Genomic DNA, 15,719 nt, shown 5'->3' on the forward strand with positions numbered 1-15,719 from the left:
CTAGACCGCGTTCGGCGCGATATGCGCCTCGACGTGATGCTGCGCTTCCTCAACGATCGCTTCGAGTTCGCAGCCCGCGTCGCGCCAGGCGTCGAGACCGCCCGCCAGCGGGACCACGTCGCTGAAACCTGCTTCGGTAAGCTGCTTGGCCATCCACGCCGCAGAAATTTCGTTCGGACACGAGCAATAGATGACGAGCTTCTGGTCGTGCGGATACTTCGCGACGATCTCGTCGAGTTGCCGTTCGTCCGCGTAAAGCGAGCCCGGAATCACGAACGGATCGAGCTTGCGCTTTTCGTGCGAACGGATATCGAACACCACGATGGGTGGCGCCTTCGCGAGCATCAACTGATACAGCTCGTCGACGCCGATGCGCGCAGTGGCGAGTTTCTTGATCAGTTGCCGGCGGCGATACCAGCGATAACTCGCATAGAGCAGCAGCAGAACGACGACCACCGCCGCGGTCATCCGGCCGAGGCGGCTCGCGCCTGCGAACAGCATGTCGATCTGCGGCGCGAACAGCACGCCGATCACGAGACCGACGCCGGCCCATAGCGCAGCACCGATGCCGTCATAACCGAGAAACGCACGGTAGGACGTGCCCATCGCGCCGGCCATCGGAATCGATACGATCGACAGGCCCGGCACGAACTTCGCCACGGCGAGCACGCGCACGCCCCAGCGGCCGAAAAAGCGCTCGGTTTTCTTCACGCAGGTATCGCGCGACAGCGACAGTTTGCAGATGGTTTTCAGCGTATTGCCGCCGTACACGCGCCCGGCGAAAAACCAGACGCTGTCGCCGATCAATGTCGCGAACACCGACAGCACGAGCACCGGTCCTAACTGCGTACCGATGGAACCGGGATGAAGCGCCGCCATCGCCCCGAACAGGACGATGGTGGGGAGGGCGGGCACGGGTAATCCGAGCGAAGCGGCGAGCACATTGGCGAACACCAGTGCAGGTCCGTATTGCTCAACGAGGTCATGTAGCATCGGCTTACTTGGCGGCCTTGCAGGCTGCGATCTGACGGTAACCCAACGATTATGGACGCATTTTAGAGACGTGCAAGCCTTCTGGAATGCGCGCTGTGATGGCAACTGCGAAGACGACTGAGATATGCGGGCGGCTGCGCGCGCCGCCTGGTGTCGCGCGGCCCGGATAGCCGGTCAAGCGTCCGGCTGGGCGCACTACGAATCGCGGGAAAGACAGCAGCGAGGGAATCGGATACGGCGGCGATACGGCACCGGCCGCACGCTGCCGCTTATCGTGTCACTGACGGTGGTTGTGCTGTTCGCCAGGCAATTCGGCGCCGTGGGCGCGGATCGCGGCGATCAGTTCCGCGGGTGTAATTTCGTAGCGCACTTCGCGATGAATGCCGGGCTTGCGCTCGTCGACTTCGACCAGAAGAATGCCTTTACCGTCCTCTGTCGATTCGAGACGCAGCGAACGAAGTTCGCGCGCCGTCGCATCGTCGAATTCGGTGAGCAGGGCCATGGACCCGGAAGACCCGGTAGTGCGCATCGAGTGTCCTCGTTTCATTGTTGGATCGAACCATTTTACGGGCTGGTGCACGCGCTGTTTGTCGCGTGGCGCTCATACCGGCGTACGTATCCGGCGATTTGCGCCACTGCGCGCCTGACCTGCCGCAGAGTAGTGGGAGCCAGTTTAACGCGACTCGCCATTTCGACGACTGCCTTTTTACGTGCCCTGGCGCGGTGCATTGCGCGGGCCGCCGGTGTCATGCCTGTGTCGTACCCGTGTATTAAGGCTGAGCGGGAAAGTGCGCAGTGCTCGTGTGCCAAAGTGTTAGCGGACAGAAAGAATTCGTAGGGAACGGGCACGATCGCGATGTCGCGGCGCGCCGACTACGAAGACCGTCTGCGCGCGACGGCGCAACTGTCAGAGGAAACGCTGCGAACGCGGCGTGTCCAGCGCGCAAACCCTCCGGCTTCGAGCACCGCTGCATGCTCATGTCCGATTCCGGCCAGAGTTTGGCGGCGGCCTGCGCTAGAGTAGTGCCATGACTTTCGATCGCGATTCCTGTTATGAAGCCGTGCTGGCGCGCGACCGGCGCTTCGACGGCTGGTTCTTCGTGGCGGTGACATCGACGGGTATTTACTGCCGGCCGGTTTGTCCGGTGCGTTCGCCGAAGCTCGCGAATTGCCGTTTCTATGCGAACGCCGCTGCGGCGGAACAGGCCGGTTTCCGGCCCTGCTTGCGCTGTCGCCCGGAACTCGCGCCCGGCCACGGGCTGCTCGATGTTTCGCGTCGGCTGGCCCAGGCCGCGGCCGCGCTGATCGGCGCGGGTTTTCTCAACGATGCGAATCTTTCCGCGCTAGCGGCACGTGTCGGCGTCAGCACGCGGCATTTGCGGCGCATCTTCGAAGCGGAATTCGGTGTGTCGCCGATCGACTACGCACAAACGCAGCGTCTGTTGATGGCCAAGCGTCTGCTGGCGGACACGACCTTGCCTGCTGCGCAGGTCGCCTTGACGGCGGGGTTTGGCAGCGTGCGGCGCTTTAACGATCTGTTTAGCCGTCGCTACGGTTTCACCCCGGCTCGCGTGCGCAAACATGCCACCGACGCCGCGCGCGCCGCCACTGCCGATACGCTCACGCTCGACTTGCCGTACCGGCCGCCGTTTGCGTGGGACGCGCTCCTGTATTCCCTCACCAGTCAGGCGATTAGCGGTGTCGAGCGCGTGACGCACGACAGCTATACGCGTGCGATCGCGGTGCCGCACGACGGGACGCGCGTAACCGGCTGGCTGCGCGCGGACCATCTGCCGCAGCGGCTCGCGCTGCGCATTACGCTGTCGTCGTCGCTGACGCCGGTCGTGCCGTCGCTGCTTGCGCAGGTGCGGCGATTCTTCGATCTCGATTGCCGGCCGGATCTGATCGATGCGCGCCTCGGTGCATTGGCCGCGGCGCTGCCCGGCATGCGCGTGCCGGGTGCCTTCGACGGTTTCGAAACCGCTGTGCGCGCGATTGCGCTGCGCCACTGGCCGCGCGCCGACGCACATGCCTGGCTGCAACGTATCGCGGATGCGTTCGGCACACCGGTTGCGCAGGCGCCCGATGGATTGCGCACGGCGTTTCCGTCGGCGCATGCGTTGGCCAGTGTGTCGGCGCAGACGCTGCGTGCGACGGGTTTGCCGTTGCGCGGTGTGACGTGTCTCTTGAAGCTAGCCGACGAGGTCGTACAGCAACGCGTGTTTCTCGAACCTTTTACGCCACTCGACGAAACGCTCGCGCATTTGCGCGACGTGATCGGTCTCGACGAATGGTCGGTTCAATATGTGGCGATGCGCGCGCTCGGTTGGCCTAACGCCTATCCGCTCGGCGATCCGTTGATCGCACAGATGGCACCCGACGACGGCGCATGCTGGGCGCCGTGGCGCGCCTATGCGGCTCAACATTTTGCGTATGCAGCGGGACAGGAGGCGAGCGCCGCATGAAGTACTGCACACTGATACCGGGCCCGCTCGGCGAGATTCTGCTGCGCGCCGAAGACGACGCGCTGACCGGTGTCTTCTTCGTCGGCCAGAAATATTTCCCTTCCGCCGATGCATCCGCGCATTGCTATCCGATTGCCGATGCGCCGCGTGTTCTGCGCGAAGCCCAGCAACAACTCGACGAATATTTCGCAGGCGAGCGCGAACGTTTCACGCTGCGTCTACGTCCTGTCGGGACCGCGTTTCAACGCAGCGTGTGGGATCAGCTCGTGAAGATTCCGTTTGGTGAAATCGACAGTTATGGGCGTATTGCGCAGCGTCTCGGCCTCGCGGCGGGCAGTGCGCGCGCAGTCGGTGCCGCAAATGGACGTAACCCGATTTCGATTGTCGTGCCGTGTCATCGCGTGGTGTCGAGTGCGGGCGATCTCACGGGCTATGCGGGCGGTCTGCATCGGAAGGAAGCGTTGCTTGCGTTAGAACGGCCACGTTCGACGCTGCCGCGGCAGATGGAATTGCTCGATCTGGGTGGCGTGTAATCGACAGCTTTCCAACGCCGCAACACAAGCTTCTACTTCGAACGATGCGCATGCAGCGCTTCGATCATCACGACACCCGCATCGGTGATGTGTTCTTTCGTCAGACGTTTGGCGAGACGTCGATCCTTCGCTTCGACCGCTGCGAGAATCCGCGTGTGCTCCGCAAACGACGTGTCCTGATACGCGGCCAGTTGCCAGACCAGCCGCAGATAGCGATCGGCCTTCTGCCACAACGATTCCAGCGCTTCCATCAAATGCCGTTTGTCACTCGGGGCATAGATCGCGCGATGAAACGCCCAGTTGTCCTTTGACCATTGGTCCACCTCGGTGGCGTGCGCGTCCTGATCGAGCGCCGCGCGGGCCGTCGCGACATCGGCGGCAGTGAACGCGTCGAGCGCGGCGTCGAGCGCGAGCAGTTCGAGCGCGACGCGCATGGCCTGCAACTCCTCCGCTTCGTCGCGGGTCATCGACGAAACGAACGCGCCGCGATTCGGCACGATCGTGACGAAGCCGCGGGCTTCGAGCTGGATGAACGCTTCGCGTACCGGGATGTGGCTCGTGCCGAATTCCTCGGCGATCCGGTCCTGACGCAACTGTGTGCCGGGCGCCAGTTCGCCGCGCAGGATGCGCTCGCGCAAACGGTCGGACAGCGACTCGGAGAAAACTTTTGCGTCGGCTGACTTCTTCATCTTAATATATTAAAACAAGTGAGGAGGTTGTTATGACGGTATCTAGATTGAGAAATATTCCCGGTATCGGTGTCGACAAGATGGGCGATGCAGCCGATGCGACGAACAATCACAACATTCTAAGGCTCGAGAATCTCGACACCGACCTGCGGCCGCCCGCCGACGCGATCCGGCGCACGCACGAGGCCGTCGAGGACGACGACGCAAACAGTTATCTGCCGTTCATCGGTCAGCGGGCGCTGCGCGAGGCGGTCGTCGCGCGGATCGCACGCAGTGCCGGCGTCGAGTATGACGCCGGACGCGAATGCGTGATTTCCGCTGGCGGTATGTCTGGCGTTCTCAACGTGCTGCTGTCCATTCTCGAGCCCGGCGACGAGGTCGTGCTGACCGATCCGACTTATGCCGGGCTGATCAATCGTGTACGGCTTGCCGGCGGCGAGCCGCGTTTCGCACGACTCATTCCGGGCGCCGACGGCTGGCGGCTCGACCTCGAGAGCCTCGCCGCAGCGGTCGGTCCGCGCACCCGCGCGCTGCTCGTGATGTCGCCGTCGATGCCGACCGGCTTCGTCGCCAATCGTGCCGAGTGGGACGCGATCGCCCAGCACTGCCGGCGCACGAATGCATGGCTCATCTACGACGCCGCGATGGAGCGCATCGTCTTCGATGGGCGCGCAATCATTCATCCGGCGTCGTTGCCGGAGATGCGCGAGCGGACCATCACGGTCGGCTCGGTATCGAAGGAATACCGGATGATCGGCTGGCGGGTCGGCTGGATCGTCGGGCCGGAAGCGATCATGGCCGATGTTCGCCTGACGAGTCTTTGCAACGTCGTGTGCCAGGTCGGCATCGGTATGCCAGGTGCGACGGCTGCATTGACGGCGGCGGATGACGGCGTTGCGCAGGCGGTGGCCGAGTGGCAGGCGAGGCGCGACTTCCTGTTGCGTGAACTGCACGACCTGCCGCTCGTGCGACCCGACGGCGGCTGGTCGCTGTTGATCGACACGGAGCAACTGGGCTTCACCTCGCCCGAAGCATCGCGGCGGCTGTTCGAGTTCGGTGAAGTGGCGGCCACGCCGATGACGCACTGGGGACCCGACGCCGGCCGCTATCTGCGCTTCGTGTTTGCCAACGAACCGGTGTCGCGGCTTGGCGATATTCGTAGCCGTGTGCGCGCTGCGTGGGGTGTCTGATGGGTTTGCTTTGCTGCTCTATATAGTACGCAGCGGTCGTGTTGCGGCATTGAAAGAGCTTGTCCGAATCGTTCGCACACATGCGGAAAGAATAATTTGCAGTTGCGAATGGTTCTCATTATCGATATCATCCGCCCCGTCGAAAGCTAATCGTATGGCTACGGGGTGTGAAGATGAAAGGCTGTCAGCGGCGCAGCGGGCGTCGAGGGATTGTTTTGGGGTCGTTGATCCTGTCGCACGGGTTGCTCGTGGCGGGCGTGTGCGAAGCGGTCGAGCAGGACAGCGCGATAGATACCGTCGCCAGCGACCGGGGCACGCTGCCGGCGGTCACCGTCAACGCCACGAAGCCAATCGATGAAGTGGGCTACCAGCCGCGCCGTGCATCGGTTGCGACGCGCACCGATACGCCGTTGATCGACGTGCCGCAGGCCGTCAACGTCGTGACCCAGCAATCGATCAGCGATCGCGCGCCCGACAGTCTCGCCGACGCGTTATCGGCGGTACCCGGTGTCCGCATGGGCAATACGCTGGCCGGCTCACTCGATGCGATCGTCAAGCGCGGCTTCGGCGACAACCGCGACAATTCGATTCTGCGCGACGGCATGCAATCCGTTCAGCCGCGCAATTTCACACCGACCACCGAGCGCATCGAAGTACTCAAGGGTCCGGCATCGATGCTGTACGGCATCCAGGATCCCGGCGGCATCATCAACGTCGTGACGAAAAAACCGCAGCTCGAGGCTGCGCGTTCTGTCACAGGATCCGGCAGCAGCTACGGTGGCGGCGGCGCGCAGATCGATCTGACCGGCCCGATCGGTTCGTCGGGTCTCGCGTATCGCTTCATTGCCGACCATCGCCGCACCGACTATTGGCGCGACTTCGGCGAGACGCGCCAGGACGTGATTGCACCGTCAGTCGCCTGGTACGGTCGCGACACCACCGTGCTGCTCGCGTATGAACACATGAGCTACGCGGTGCCGTTCGATCGCGGCACGATCATCGACACACGTACCGGCAACCCGGTTGCGATACCGAACGAGGAACGTCTCGACGAGCGCTACAACGTGTCGGCCGGTCGTTCGGATGCGCTCAATCTGCGTATCGATCACAAACTGGACGGCAACTGGACAGTGCATGCCGGGTACGGTTTCAATCGAACGTACTACAACGACTGGCAGGCGCGTGTAATGAGCGCGAACTTCAACACCGGGGTGTTGACCCGGCGTGTGGACGCGACGCAGAACGGTACGCAGACCACGCACAATCTGACCTTGAACCTCGAGGGCAAGGTGCAGATTGCGGGCCTGCAGAACGATGTGCTCGCGGGCGTCGACTATATGCGCAACTATCGCGTGCTGGGCGATCTGTACCGCGGCAGGAACAATTCGGGTTTCAACCTGTACGCGCCGGTATACGGTTTGCTGCCGCAGATCAGCACGCTCTCGCCGGCCGATAGCGACCAGACCGACAAGCTCATTTCGCGCGGCGCGTTCATTCAGGATGCGATACACCTGAGTGACCGCTGGATCGTGCTGGGCGGCCTGCGCTACGAGTCGTTTAGCGAAATGACCGGCAAGGGGCGGCCGTTCGTCGTGGGCACCTACGTTAATGCGAGCAAGGTGGTTCCGCGCGCGGGCGTCGTCTTCAAGATCGATCCGCAGTGGTCGCTGTATGCCAGCTATAGCGAATCGTTCCGCCCGAATACATCGATCGCGCAACCGATCGGCGAATTGCCGCCCGAGCAGGCCAAAGCCTGGGAGATCGGTTCGAAGTACGTGGCGCACAATCTGACCGCGACGCTTGCGCTGTTCGATATTCGTAAGCGCAACATCCAGACTACCGAAACCATCGGTGGAATCAACTACACGCGCAACGCGGGTCGCGCCCATTCGCGTGGCGTCGAACTCGAAGTGAACGGAAAGCTAAGCGATACGTGGAGCGCGATCGGTAGCTATGCCTATACGGAAGGTCGCTATCAGGACGATCCGAAACTCGCGGGTAACCCTTTGCCCAATGCGCCGAAGCACGAAGCAGCGTTGTATCTGACGCACGATTTCGGCGTGATCGGCGCGGCGCCGGTGAGCGGCAGGCTGCGCGCCGGTGCGGGCGGCCGGGTATTCAGCACGCTGCCGGTCGGCGACGGCACCGGCAAGGTCTATCACATGCCTTGGGGGCGCGTCGCCGATGCGTTTATCGCGTGGGATTCGCGAATCGTCGGTCAGAACATTGCCTGGCAGTTCAACGCAAAGAACGTCTTCAATTCGACCTACTACACGTCGAGCTGCTGTACTGGCACGCCGTTCGTCACGATTGGCCCATCGCGTGAGTTCATCCTGAGCGCGCGGGTCGATTTCTGATGCATGCCGGGTTTTAGTCGTCGCTAAAGCTAAAAACAGGATCGAATGTCGCGCGCTACGTTATATGCGTTTTGCAGGACGAATGGATCTCCAGATCATCGTGGCTAAGGTATGCACTGGATTCAATGGTGCGCCTATCCTAGTGAAGATCTACTGTTGCAAAGCAGGCTGGTTAATTGCTCAAAGTCTAGCTTTGGTTTTGCCATTCATGGCATAGTGCCCCTACATAACTCACTGGGAGGTCCATATGGCTACGCTCGAACAGATTCAGGCGCGTATGAAAAAGCTACAGGCGCAAGCAGAAAAGATCCTTGCGAAGCGCGCGCAAGCTGCAGTCGATCAGATCCGCACGTTGATGATCAAGCATGGTTTGACCACCGAAGATATCGAAGCTCGCGCAAAGGCGCGACGCGAAGATACCCGCAAAGCGGCAAATGCCGCAAAAGGCGTAACGGGAAAACGCGTCAAGGTTGCCGCCAAAAAGGGAAAACTCCCGCCGAAATATTTGAATCCGAAGACCGGCGAAACATGGAGCGGCCACGCCCGCCCGCCGGCATGGATCAAGGACGTTAAGGATCGTTCGAAGTTTCTGATCGCAGGCGCGGTGGATAGCGCGGCGAGCACGGTTAAGGCGGCCGTAAAAGGTGCCCGCGGAGCGAAGAAAGCAGGCAGGAAGGCCGCGGCTAAAAAGGCAGTAAGCGCCAAAACTGCGCCGGTCAAAAAGGCGGCGAAGAAGGCAACCAGAAAGACGGCTGGCAGAAAAGCGGCAGCGAAGAAGGCACCGGTAGCGTCATCGGCTGCGGCGTAACGCGTAAATACGCGAGAGGGCTGCACCGATGCGCTACCGCGCACGGAGCGCCCTCTCATCTGAGTGTTGCCAGTAACGTGTCGCTCACACGCTACTCGATCATCCTGCATCAAACCCCGCTGCAAATCCCTCCATCGGTTGCAAACATTCCGTGCAGTCATCGCATTGCATCTCGTCCGGATCAAGACGTGTCTGAACAGACGTTAATCCGGATCGAGCGCGCATTCGCCCAACGTGTCGAACCCATTGCAAGGTCTTTCATCGTATGACGGCGCGTCACAACTGGACGCAAAGTCAATCCGATGGCTTGCGCGCCGAACGAATCGGTTCCTCCCGCCCGGCTTGCCGCAAACACAAGCCCGTTAAGGCGTGCGTGTTCCCGTCTCCATTGCCGCGCTAAATCCCACGCAAAACCGCTCGTATTACGCACCGAGGCGAATGCAACGCGTGGTAAGTGCGCCTGTGGTCTGTTGCCAACAGATGACCGTACACGCTGTGACCTAATGGCGACATCCGGCCGATGTTGGCCAGTCGACCGACCGGATATCAAAGCAAAGCGATGCGCGCATGCGCCGACGAATCCGCTTCGTAGCCGATTCGTCGGCAAGCGCGCCGCGCGTTATTCAACAGTATCTTTGGAGAGTCCGGAATGAAAAAGTCCGCCATTACCCTGGCGCTGCTGGGAGCCACAATCGGAGTGGCTCACGCGCAGAACAGCGTCACTCTGTACGGCGTAATCGACGAGTCGATTCAGTACACCCATAACGCCACGCCAACCGGCACGAACCAGGTCGGGCTCTACTCGGGCAATCTGTCGGGGAGCCGCTGGGGTCTCAAGGGCTCGGAGGACTTAGGCGGCGGCCTGAAAGCGATCTTCCAGCTGGAAGACGGTTTCAACGTCAACAACGGCAAGATGGGCAGCTATAACGGCACCACGTCGGAGTTCGGCCGTCAGGCGTACGTCGGATTGCAGAGCGATCGATACGGTACGTTCACGCTAGGTCGCCAGTACGATCCGCTCGTCGACCTGGTCCAGGGCATCACGGCGGACAACTACTTCGGCAGCACGTTTGCGACTGCCGGCGACGTCGACAACTACGACAACAGCTCGCGTACCAACAATGCAGTCAAGTACGTGTCGCCGCTGTTCGGCGGATTGCAGGTCGAAGGCATGTACGCGTTGGGCGGTGTTGCCGGCCAGACTGGCTCCGGGCAGACATGGTCGCTGGCGGCGGCCTATGCCAACGGTCCGATCGCGGTGTCGGCCGGCTACTACGTCGCCGACAACGCCAGCACCACGGCGGCGCTACGCACAGGCTGGTCGTCGACCTCGGATGGTACGTTCGACGGGCCGGTCAATACGGGCTATGCCACGGCGAAGTCGATCAATATCGCGCGCGTCGCCGCGCAATATGTTGCCGGCCCCTACACGATCGGCGCGAGCTACAGCAATTCGCAATACAAGGCGGATGCCCAGTCGGCCTTCGCTGCGACGGAGAAGTTCAACACCGGGCAAGCGTTCCTGAATTACCAGGCAACGCCAGCGCTGCTCTTAGGGCTCGGTTACAGCTACACGAAGGCAAGCGGCGATACGGCGGCGACCTACAACCAGATTTCACTGGGCACCGACTACAACCTGTCGAAGCGTACCGACGTCTATCTGGTGGGCGCATGGCAGCACGCGAGCGGCAACCAGTTGAACGCGGACGGCACGGTGAGCAGTGCCGAGGCGTCGATAGGATCGTATGGGGTCGCGGGGACCTCTACGCAGGAAATCATCAGTCTGGGTATTCGTCACAAGTTCTAGGCAAGCGCGTGGATGGCAGTGTGGCTAAACCACGCTGCCGTCTGTGTATTTGTGGCGTAAGCGAAGGTAATGAACCCGGTAACTTAAATAATCCGCTGGAGATCTACACTACGTCGCTTTAGCGGACAGGTCCCCGTCTCTCATCTGAGCATCCTTTTCCTACCGTCAGGCGCTTCAGGCAATGCGTCCAACTTGCTCGCCCGCATGAACCCACTGTTGCCGCATCCCACAGACGCAGATGGACCGAGGCGCTTCGCCATCGTCATGTCGAACGCAATTGGCGACACCCTGATCCTGATGGTCATCGTCCGCAATCTTTTGCGAAACGGGATCGACGTCGATGTCTTTGGGCGTCCGGCTTATGCGCTTCGGCACTGGTTTCCCGACGTCGCGATCAGGCCGTTACCGGAGGCAACGGATAGCAACGCATGGCTCGCACCGTACGAGATCGTCGTGCAAATGCATCGACATAAACCGGTGGCGAATCTCGCGGACCTCCATCCTCGCGTCTATGATCTGCATGAAGTCTCATACAGCGATCCACCAGGCTGCATGGCCGAGCGCTTCGCCGATTTCTGCCGGCAGGAGCTTGGGCTCACCGATGTCGGCCTGACCAACGGCATCACGCCGCCATCCTCGTTACGGCATCGCCAGTATGTGCGCCGCATTGCGATTCATCCCGAGGCCAGTACCGACGACAAGCGCTGGCCGCGTCGAAGCTTCGTGAAGCTGGCGCAGTGCCTGCGCAAACGTGGCTACGACGTACAGTTCGTGATCGCGCCGCACGAACGCGAGCACTGGAGCGAACGCGAGAGAGGCGGAATTCCCGCACCGGTTTTCGACAATTTGCACGAACTCGCGTGCTGGCTTTACGAGTCCGGCTGGTTTATCGGCAACGACTCCGGCGTCGGCCATCTTGCGTCGAATCTCGGCATTCCGACGACCAGTCTGTTCCGCCGACGAGGTGTCTCGGAGCGTTGGCGTCCGGCATGGGGGACGGTGACAGTTGTGTTGCCCTGGCAATGGATTCCCACCGCGAGGCTTAAAGAAAAATTCTGGCGCGAGACACTGACATGCACGCGAGTTTTGCGGGTGTTCCAGCGCATGGTTCGGGAGCATCAGCCCGAAGACGAACGCCCCGTCGACCTATACGCGAAAAGCAGCGAACCCGCCTAAGCGGGTTCGCTAACTGCCCGCCTTGGCAGTTGTCCGTGGCGACTGCGTCAAACCAGTCCAGTCGTGTAATACACCGTGATCACGAAAAACACGGCCAGCGTCTTGATGATCGTCACCGCGAAAATGTCGCGATACGACTCGCGGTGCGTGAGCCCCGTCACGGCAAGCAGTGTAATGACGGCGCCGTTGTGCGGCAGCGTGTCCATGCCGCCGCTCGCCATGGCGACGACCCGGTGCAGCACTTCCATTGGAATATGGGCGGCGTCCGCGGCCTTGATAAAAGTATCGGACATGGCAGCGAGCGCGATGCTCATGCCGCCTGAAGCCGACCCGGTGATACCCGCCAGCGAGCTGACCGACACCGCAGCGTTGACGAGCGGATTCGGAATGCTCTTCAGCGCATCGCTAACGACGAGAAAGCCGGGCAACGCCGCGATCACGCCACCGAAGCCGTACTCCGACGCGGTATTCACCGACGCAAGCAGCGCACCGGCGACGGCTGCCTTGGTACCGGTCGCGAACCGTTCGCGTACGCGGCCAAACGCGGTCAGCACGACCAGCACGATGCCGAGCAGCAGCGCGCCTTCCACCGACCAGATCGCGACCACGGTCTTGATCGGCGTCGTGATGGGCGCATGTATGCCGGGCAACACGTCCGGCGCGACGGTATACGAGGCGCCGTACCAGTCGGGAATCAGCCGCGTCAGCGCGAAGTTGGCGACGCCGACAAGAATGAGCGGTGCGACGGCGAGCAGCGGATGCGGCAGATGCGAGGACTCGACGCGCTCCGGCTCGTTGACGAGCGACGTGCCGTAGCCTTCGCCTTTAGCCATCGCGGCGCGGCGGCGCCATTCCAGATACGTCAGGCCCACGACGACGATGAAGAGCGACCCCGCTACGCCAAGCACCGGCGCGGCCCACGACGTCGTTTTGAAGAAGGTGGTCGGGATGATGTTCTGGATTTGCGGTGTGCCCGGCAGCGAATCCATCGTGAACGAGAACGCACCGAGCGCAATGGCGCCCGGCATCAGACGTTTCGGAATATTGCTCTGCCGATAGAGTTCGGCGGCGAATGGATAGACCGCGAAGACGACCACGAACAACGATACGCCGCCGTAAGTCAGCAGCGCGCAGACCGCGACGATTACCGCATTGGCGCGCGAGCGGCCGATATAGCGAATGGCGGCGGCCACGATCGATTCGGAGAATCCCGACAGTTCGATTACCTTGCCGAATACCGCGCCAAGCAGAAATACCGGAAAGTAAAGCTTCACGAAGCCGACCATCTTGTCCATGAAGATGCCGGAGAACACCGGCGCGACCGCGGATGGTTCGGTCAACAATACGGCGCCGAGTGCCGCGATTGGCGCAACGAGAATCACGCTGTAGCCGCGATAGGCCGCAAACATCAGAAACACTAGCGCGGCGAGGACGATCACAAATGACATTGGGTCTCCGTATTGAGTGCGTTTAATGCAGGCATCGATAATGCCGGCTGGTTATTGATTCATACAGGATAAATGTTTCTATTGTTTGCGGGCAATCGTCGGCCAGGTTTATTGCGTGTCATCGCTGAACAACGACGACGACACGAATAACGCTTTGCAAGCTACGCATGGCACAATCGCTATCGTCGAAAAACAAGACGCCGATCGGGGTTCTCCATGGAACACAGCCGTCAATCATTTCAGGTAGCTGTCGTGCGCTCGCTAGCCGGGTTGGCCGCGCTCGCAGCGTTAGCCGGACTCGCGGGCTGCGGCAGCAGCGCGCCGCTGTTTCTGTCCGATGGCCGTCCGACCACCCAGGTGCAATGCCCGGACAGCCAGACCTCGTGCGAACAGCAGGCGCGTGCCGCGTGCGGCGGCGCGTTCGATACCGTGCGCCAGTCGACCGACGACGGCCAGCGTACCTTGCTGTACGCCTGCAAGGCGAAGTAACGCGAAGCAATACGAATAGCACGAACGAACATCGCCTCAGACAATCGCGCCTGGCAGATGCAACAGCAGCCGGATCAGATCCGGCTGGCGGTTCGTCGATGTCTTCTGGTAGATCGATTGCAACTGCTTGCGTACGGTGTCGTGCTGCACGCCGAGACGCAGCGCAATGTCCTTTAGCGAGAGTCCTTCCGCGAGGCAGTATGCGACCCGGCATTCGGCTGGCGTCAGATTGAATGCCGCCGCGAGCAGATCGGTGTCGACCACCGGCGACGATTGCGGATCGAAAAATATCAGCATGGCAATCGCACGCAGGCCGAATCTCGCCGACACCTCGCCGGGCACGATCAGGTTGTAGAACACATAGAGCGCGGTCTTCTCGCTGTCGTCGCCGGCGATGCGCAGTACCCGGTACTGTGCGGCGCTCGCCTGGGTGGCGTGATCGGGCACGCGCAACTGCCCTTCGGTCTGCGCGCAGTCATCGAGAAAGCGGCTCATGAAGGGCGGCGGCAGCATCAGCGTGCGACCGGTTATACGCACCAGCGCGGTCGATTGCAGCAGACGTTCGGCGGCTCCGTTCACGTGCAGCACTTCGCCGCCGGTCGTCGCGAGTATCACGGGCTGCCCCCAGCGGCTCACGAACGCATGGCCGACCAGCGCATCCGTCGAGTACACGTAGCGCTGCATCTGCTGCGTCATCGCGCGCGCCAGATGCGGTGTCAGGCGCTGTAAAAACGCAATCGCGTCCGCGGTCATCGGCCCCTGGCTATCGTTGCGCGTGCAGGCGAACACGACCGTGAGGCGTGCCTCGTCGATCAGCTTGCAGCCCGATACATAACGATGCCCCATCGGCAGCAGGAACTCCTGGTAAAAACGGTTCTCGCTGACGAACGCGTCGTCGAAATGCTCGTGGCAATGCATCCAGTGCAGCACCGGCTGCGTCCATAACAGCGCGAGACGCGGATCGACGCGATGGTAGTGCTGGATATAGCCGAGTTCGGCGGCCACCGGGAGATTGAAACCGTCACTGAAGGACAGCGTGTCGTGATGCTTGTCGAAGGCGAGCACATGAATCGTGCTGGCCCCGGTCAGTGCGGCGAGGTCCGCATATAACGCCTGCCATCCCGCGGCTTCGCCGACGGTGTCATAAATGCGGTGCACAAGCCGGTCATATTGTTGTTCATCTGATTCCACGCGACCTCGATTTTTTCCATAAACACTGCACGTACTCGATCTACCAGGTTGGACTTATGTCTTCCACAAACGGGGAATATACAGTCCGAATAGCTGACGTTAATCTTCCGTTTCTTACGCTGGATTATCTTCTGACGAGACGCCGGGTTCGGTGCGGCGCCTAACGGAAGAGCACTCGCCGCAGTTCTAGAGTCGATTCAGGACCGGTAATCGAATATTCGCCGTAAATTTTTCCAGAGGCGTCTGAAAAAGGCAGACGAATCGGTAGTTACTCCCGTTTTTACTCGACGGTATACGGCACAGTTAATGCTTGTAGTGGATTTAGACTGGCATTCCGGGGAAAGGCAATGAACCACCAGCAACTCGAAAAAGATATTGAACATCTCGAACACGTGATGCCGCGCATTTCAGCCGGCGACCGCATCCCGTTGTCCTACTGGCGCAACCGGGTCAATTCGGTTCTGGCTGCGATTCTCGTTCCATCGCAGGCGAGCCGCGTGAAGCGGCTCAACGAAGCGCTTCTCGTCCTTGAGGGGCTCCAAAAATGATGCCGGCAGTACTGGCCGATTGCAC

14 protein-coding genes are annotated in these 15,719 nt (G+C 61.3%); 9 read left to right on the forward strand and 5 right to left on the reverse strand.

Annotated features, from left to right (window positions below):
• Together FNZ07_RS05585 and FNZ07_RS05590 are read right to left on the reverse strand one after the other, a co-directional pair.
• Positions 1-993 carry a DedA family protein/thiosulfate sulfurtransferase GlpE gene (locus tag FNZ07_RS05585; protein ID WP_091012286.1) on the reverse strand — a complete coding sequence of 331 codons (993 nt, stop codon included), beginning with the start codon at positions 991-993 and terminating at the stop codon, positions 1-3.
• Between the two features lie 277 nt (positions 994-1,270).
• Positions 1,271-1,522, reverse strand: coding sequence for a hypothetical protein (locus tag FNZ07_RS05590; protein WP_091012288.1), 252 nt, complete (start codon positions 1,520-1,522; stop codon positions 1,271-1,273).
• 499 nt (positions 1,523-2,021) lie between these two features.
• Here FNZ07_RS05590 and FNZ07_RS05595 point away from each other — a divergent pair, with 499 nt between their 5' ends.
• Together FNZ07_RS05595 and FNZ07_RS05600 are read left to right on the forward strand one after the other, a co-directional pair.
• Entirely contained in the window at positions 2,022-3,458 is a 1,437-nt protein-coding gene (locus tag FNZ07_RS05595; RefSeq protein ID WP_091012291.1) for a DNA-3-methyladenine glycosylase 2 family protein, read from the forward strand.
• Complete coding sequence (locus tag FNZ07_RS05600) at positions 3,455-3,991, forward strand: methylated-DNA--[protein]-cysteine S-methyltransferase (RefSeq protein ID WP_091012293.1); 537 nt, start codon at positions 3,455-3,457, stop codon at positions 3,989-3,991. The genes FNZ07_RS05595 and FNZ07_RS05600 overlap by 4 nt, the downstream gene beginning before the upstream one ends.
• A 32-nt stretch (positions 3,992-4,023) precedes the next feature.
• On the opposite strand, the gene FNZ07_RS05605 is transcribed toward FNZ07_RS05600, so the two are convergent.
• Positions 4,024-4,680 carry a GntR family transcriptional regulator gene (locus tag FNZ07_RS05605; RefSeq protein WP_091012296.1) on the reverse strand — a complete coding sequence of 219 codons (657 nt, stop codon included), beginning with the start codon at positions 4,678-4,680 and terminating at the stop codon, positions 4,024-4,026.
• A 32-nt stretch (positions 4,681-4,712) separates the two neighbouring features.
• On the opposite strand from FNZ07_RS05605, the gene FNZ07_RS05610 reads away from it, so the two are divergent.
• The 5 genes from FNZ07_RS05610 to FNZ07_RS05630 all read left to right on the forward strand — a co-directional run bounded on the left by FNZ07_RS05610 (position 4,713) and on the right by FNZ07_RS05630 (position 12,018).
• The gene (locus FNZ07_RS05610) at positions 4,713-5,870 is read left to right on the forward strand and encodes a pyridoxal phosphate-dependent aminotransferase (protein WP_091012298.1); all 1,158 of its coding nucleotides are present in this window, start codon (positions 4,713-4,715) and stop codon (positions 5,868-5,870) included.
• 215 nt (positions 5,871-6,085) lie between these two features.
• Complete coding sequence (locus FNZ07_RS05615) at positions 6,086-8,227, forward strand: TonB-dependent siderophore receptor (protein ID WP_245811484.1); 2,142 nt, start codon at positions 6,086-6,088, stop codon at positions 8,225-8,227.
• A 247-nt stretch (positions 8,228-8,474) separates the two neighbouring features.
• Positions 8,475-9,035, forward strand: a complete 561-nt coding sequence (locus FNZ07_RS05620) for an H-NS histone family protein (protein WP_091012300.1) — start codon at positions 8,475-8,477, stop codon at positions 9,033-9,035.
• A gap of 649 nt (positions 9,036-9,684) precedes the next feature.
• On the forward strand, positions 9,685-10,842 hold the full coding sequence (locus tag FNZ07_RS05625) for a porin (protein WP_091012302.1): 1,158 nt from the start codon (positions 9,685-9,687) through the stop codon (positions 10,840-10,842).
• Between the two features lie 264 nt (positions 10,843-11,106).
• The gene (locus FNZ07_RS05630; protein ID WP_245811485.1) at positions 11,107-12,018 is read left to right on the forward strand and encodes a glycosyltransferase family 9 protein; all 912 of its coding nucleotides are present in this window, start codon (positions 11,107-11,109) and stop codon (positions 12,016-12,018) included.
• A gap of 47 nt (positions 12,019-12,065) precedes the next feature.
• Here the strand turns inward: FNZ07_RS05630 and FNZ07_RS05635 are convergent, their stop codons facing one another.
• Complete coding sequence (locus FNZ07_RS05635; RefSeq protein ID WP_091012306.1) at positions 12,066-13,466, reverse strand: GntP family permease; 1,401 nt, start codon at positions 13,464-13,466, stop codon at positions 12,066-12,068.
• A gap of 216 nt (positions 13,467-13,682) precedes the next feature.
• Here FNZ07_RS05635 and FNZ07_RS05640 point away from each other — a divergent pair, with 216 nt between their 5' ends.
• A complete protein-coding gene (locus tag FNZ07_RS05640) occupies positions 13,683-13,955 on the forward strand; it encodes a hypothetical protein (protein WP_091012309.1) in 273 nt (90 codons plus the stop codon).
• A gap of 36 nt (positions 13,956-13,991) precedes the next feature.
• On the opposite strand, the gene FNZ07_RS05645 is transcribed toward FNZ07_RS05640, so the two are convergent.
• Positions 13,992-15,146, reverse strand: coding sequence for a helix-turn-helix transcriptional regulator (locus FNZ07_RS05645; protein ID WP_091012311.1), 1,155 nt, complete (start codon positions 15,144-15,146; stop codon positions 13,992-13,994).
• A 347-nt stretch (positions 15,147-15,493) separates the two neighbouring features.
• Between FNZ07_RS05645 and FNZ07_RS05650 the strand changes: the two genes are divergently transcribed.
• On the forward strand, positions 15,494-15,694 hold the full coding sequence (locus FNZ07_RS05650) for a hypothetical protein (RefSeq protein ID WP_091012314.1): 201 nt from the start codon (positions 15,494-15,496) through the stop codon (positions 15,692-15,694).
• Positions 15,695-15,719: the final 25 nt, after the last annotated feature.

This window comes from Paraburkholderia megapolitana (genome assembly GCF_007556815.1).
Lineage (GTDB): Bacteria > Pseudomonadota > Gammaproteobacteria > Burkholderiales > Burkholderiaceae > Paraburkholderia > Paraburkholderia megapolitana.

Bases quoted from the DNA above. Each gene is read 5' to 3' on its own strand.
- FNZ07_RS05585 (WP_091012286.1), bottom strand. From the start codon at position 993: ATGCTACATGACCTCGTTGAGCAATACGGACCTGCACTGGTGTTCGCC.
- FNZ07_RS05590 (WP_091012288.1), bottom strand. From the start codon at position 1,522: ATGCGCACTACCGGGTCTTCCGGGTCCATGGCCCTGCTCACCGAATTC.
- FNZ07_RS05595 (WP_091012291.1), top strand. From the start codon at position 2,022: ATGACTTTCGATCGCGATTCCTGTTATGAAGCCGTGCTGGCGCGCGAC.
- FNZ07_RS05600 (WP_091012293.1), top strand. From the start codon at position 3,455: ATGAAGTACTGCACACTGATACCGGGCCCGCTCGGCGAGATTCTGCTG.
- FNZ07_RS05605 (WP_091012296.1), bottom strand. From the start codon at position 4,680: ATGAAGAAGTCAGCCGACGCAAAAGTTTTCTCCGAGTCGCTGTCCGAC.
- FNZ07_RS05610 (WP_091012298.1), top strand. From the start codon at position 4,713: ATGACGGTATCTAGATTGAGAAATATTCCCGGTATCGGTGTCGACAAG.
- FNZ07_RS05620 (WP_091012300.1), top strand. From the start codon at position 8,475: ATGGCTACGCTCGAACAGATTCAGGCGCGTATGAAAAAGCTACAGGCG.
- FNZ07_RS05625 (WP_091012302.1), top strand. From the start codon at position 9,685: ATGAAAAAGTCCGCCATTACCCTGGCGCTGCTGGGAGCCACAATCGGA.
- FNZ07_RS05630 (WP_245811485.1), top strand. From the start codon at position 11,107: ATGTCGAACGCAATTGGCGACACCCTGATCCTGATGGTCATCGTCCGC.
- FNZ07_RS05635 (WP_091012306.1), bottom strand. From the start codon at position 13,466: ATGTCATTTGTGATCGTCCTCGCCGCGCTAGTGTTTCTGATGTTTGCG.
- FNZ07_RS05640 (WP_091012309.1), top strand. From the start codon at position 13,683: ATGGAACACAGCCGTCAATCATTTCAGGTAGCTGTCGTGCGCTCGCTA.
- FNZ07_RS05650 (WP_091012314.1), top strand. From the start codon at position 15,494: ATGAACCACCAGCAACTCGAAAAAGATATTGAACATCTCGAACACGTG.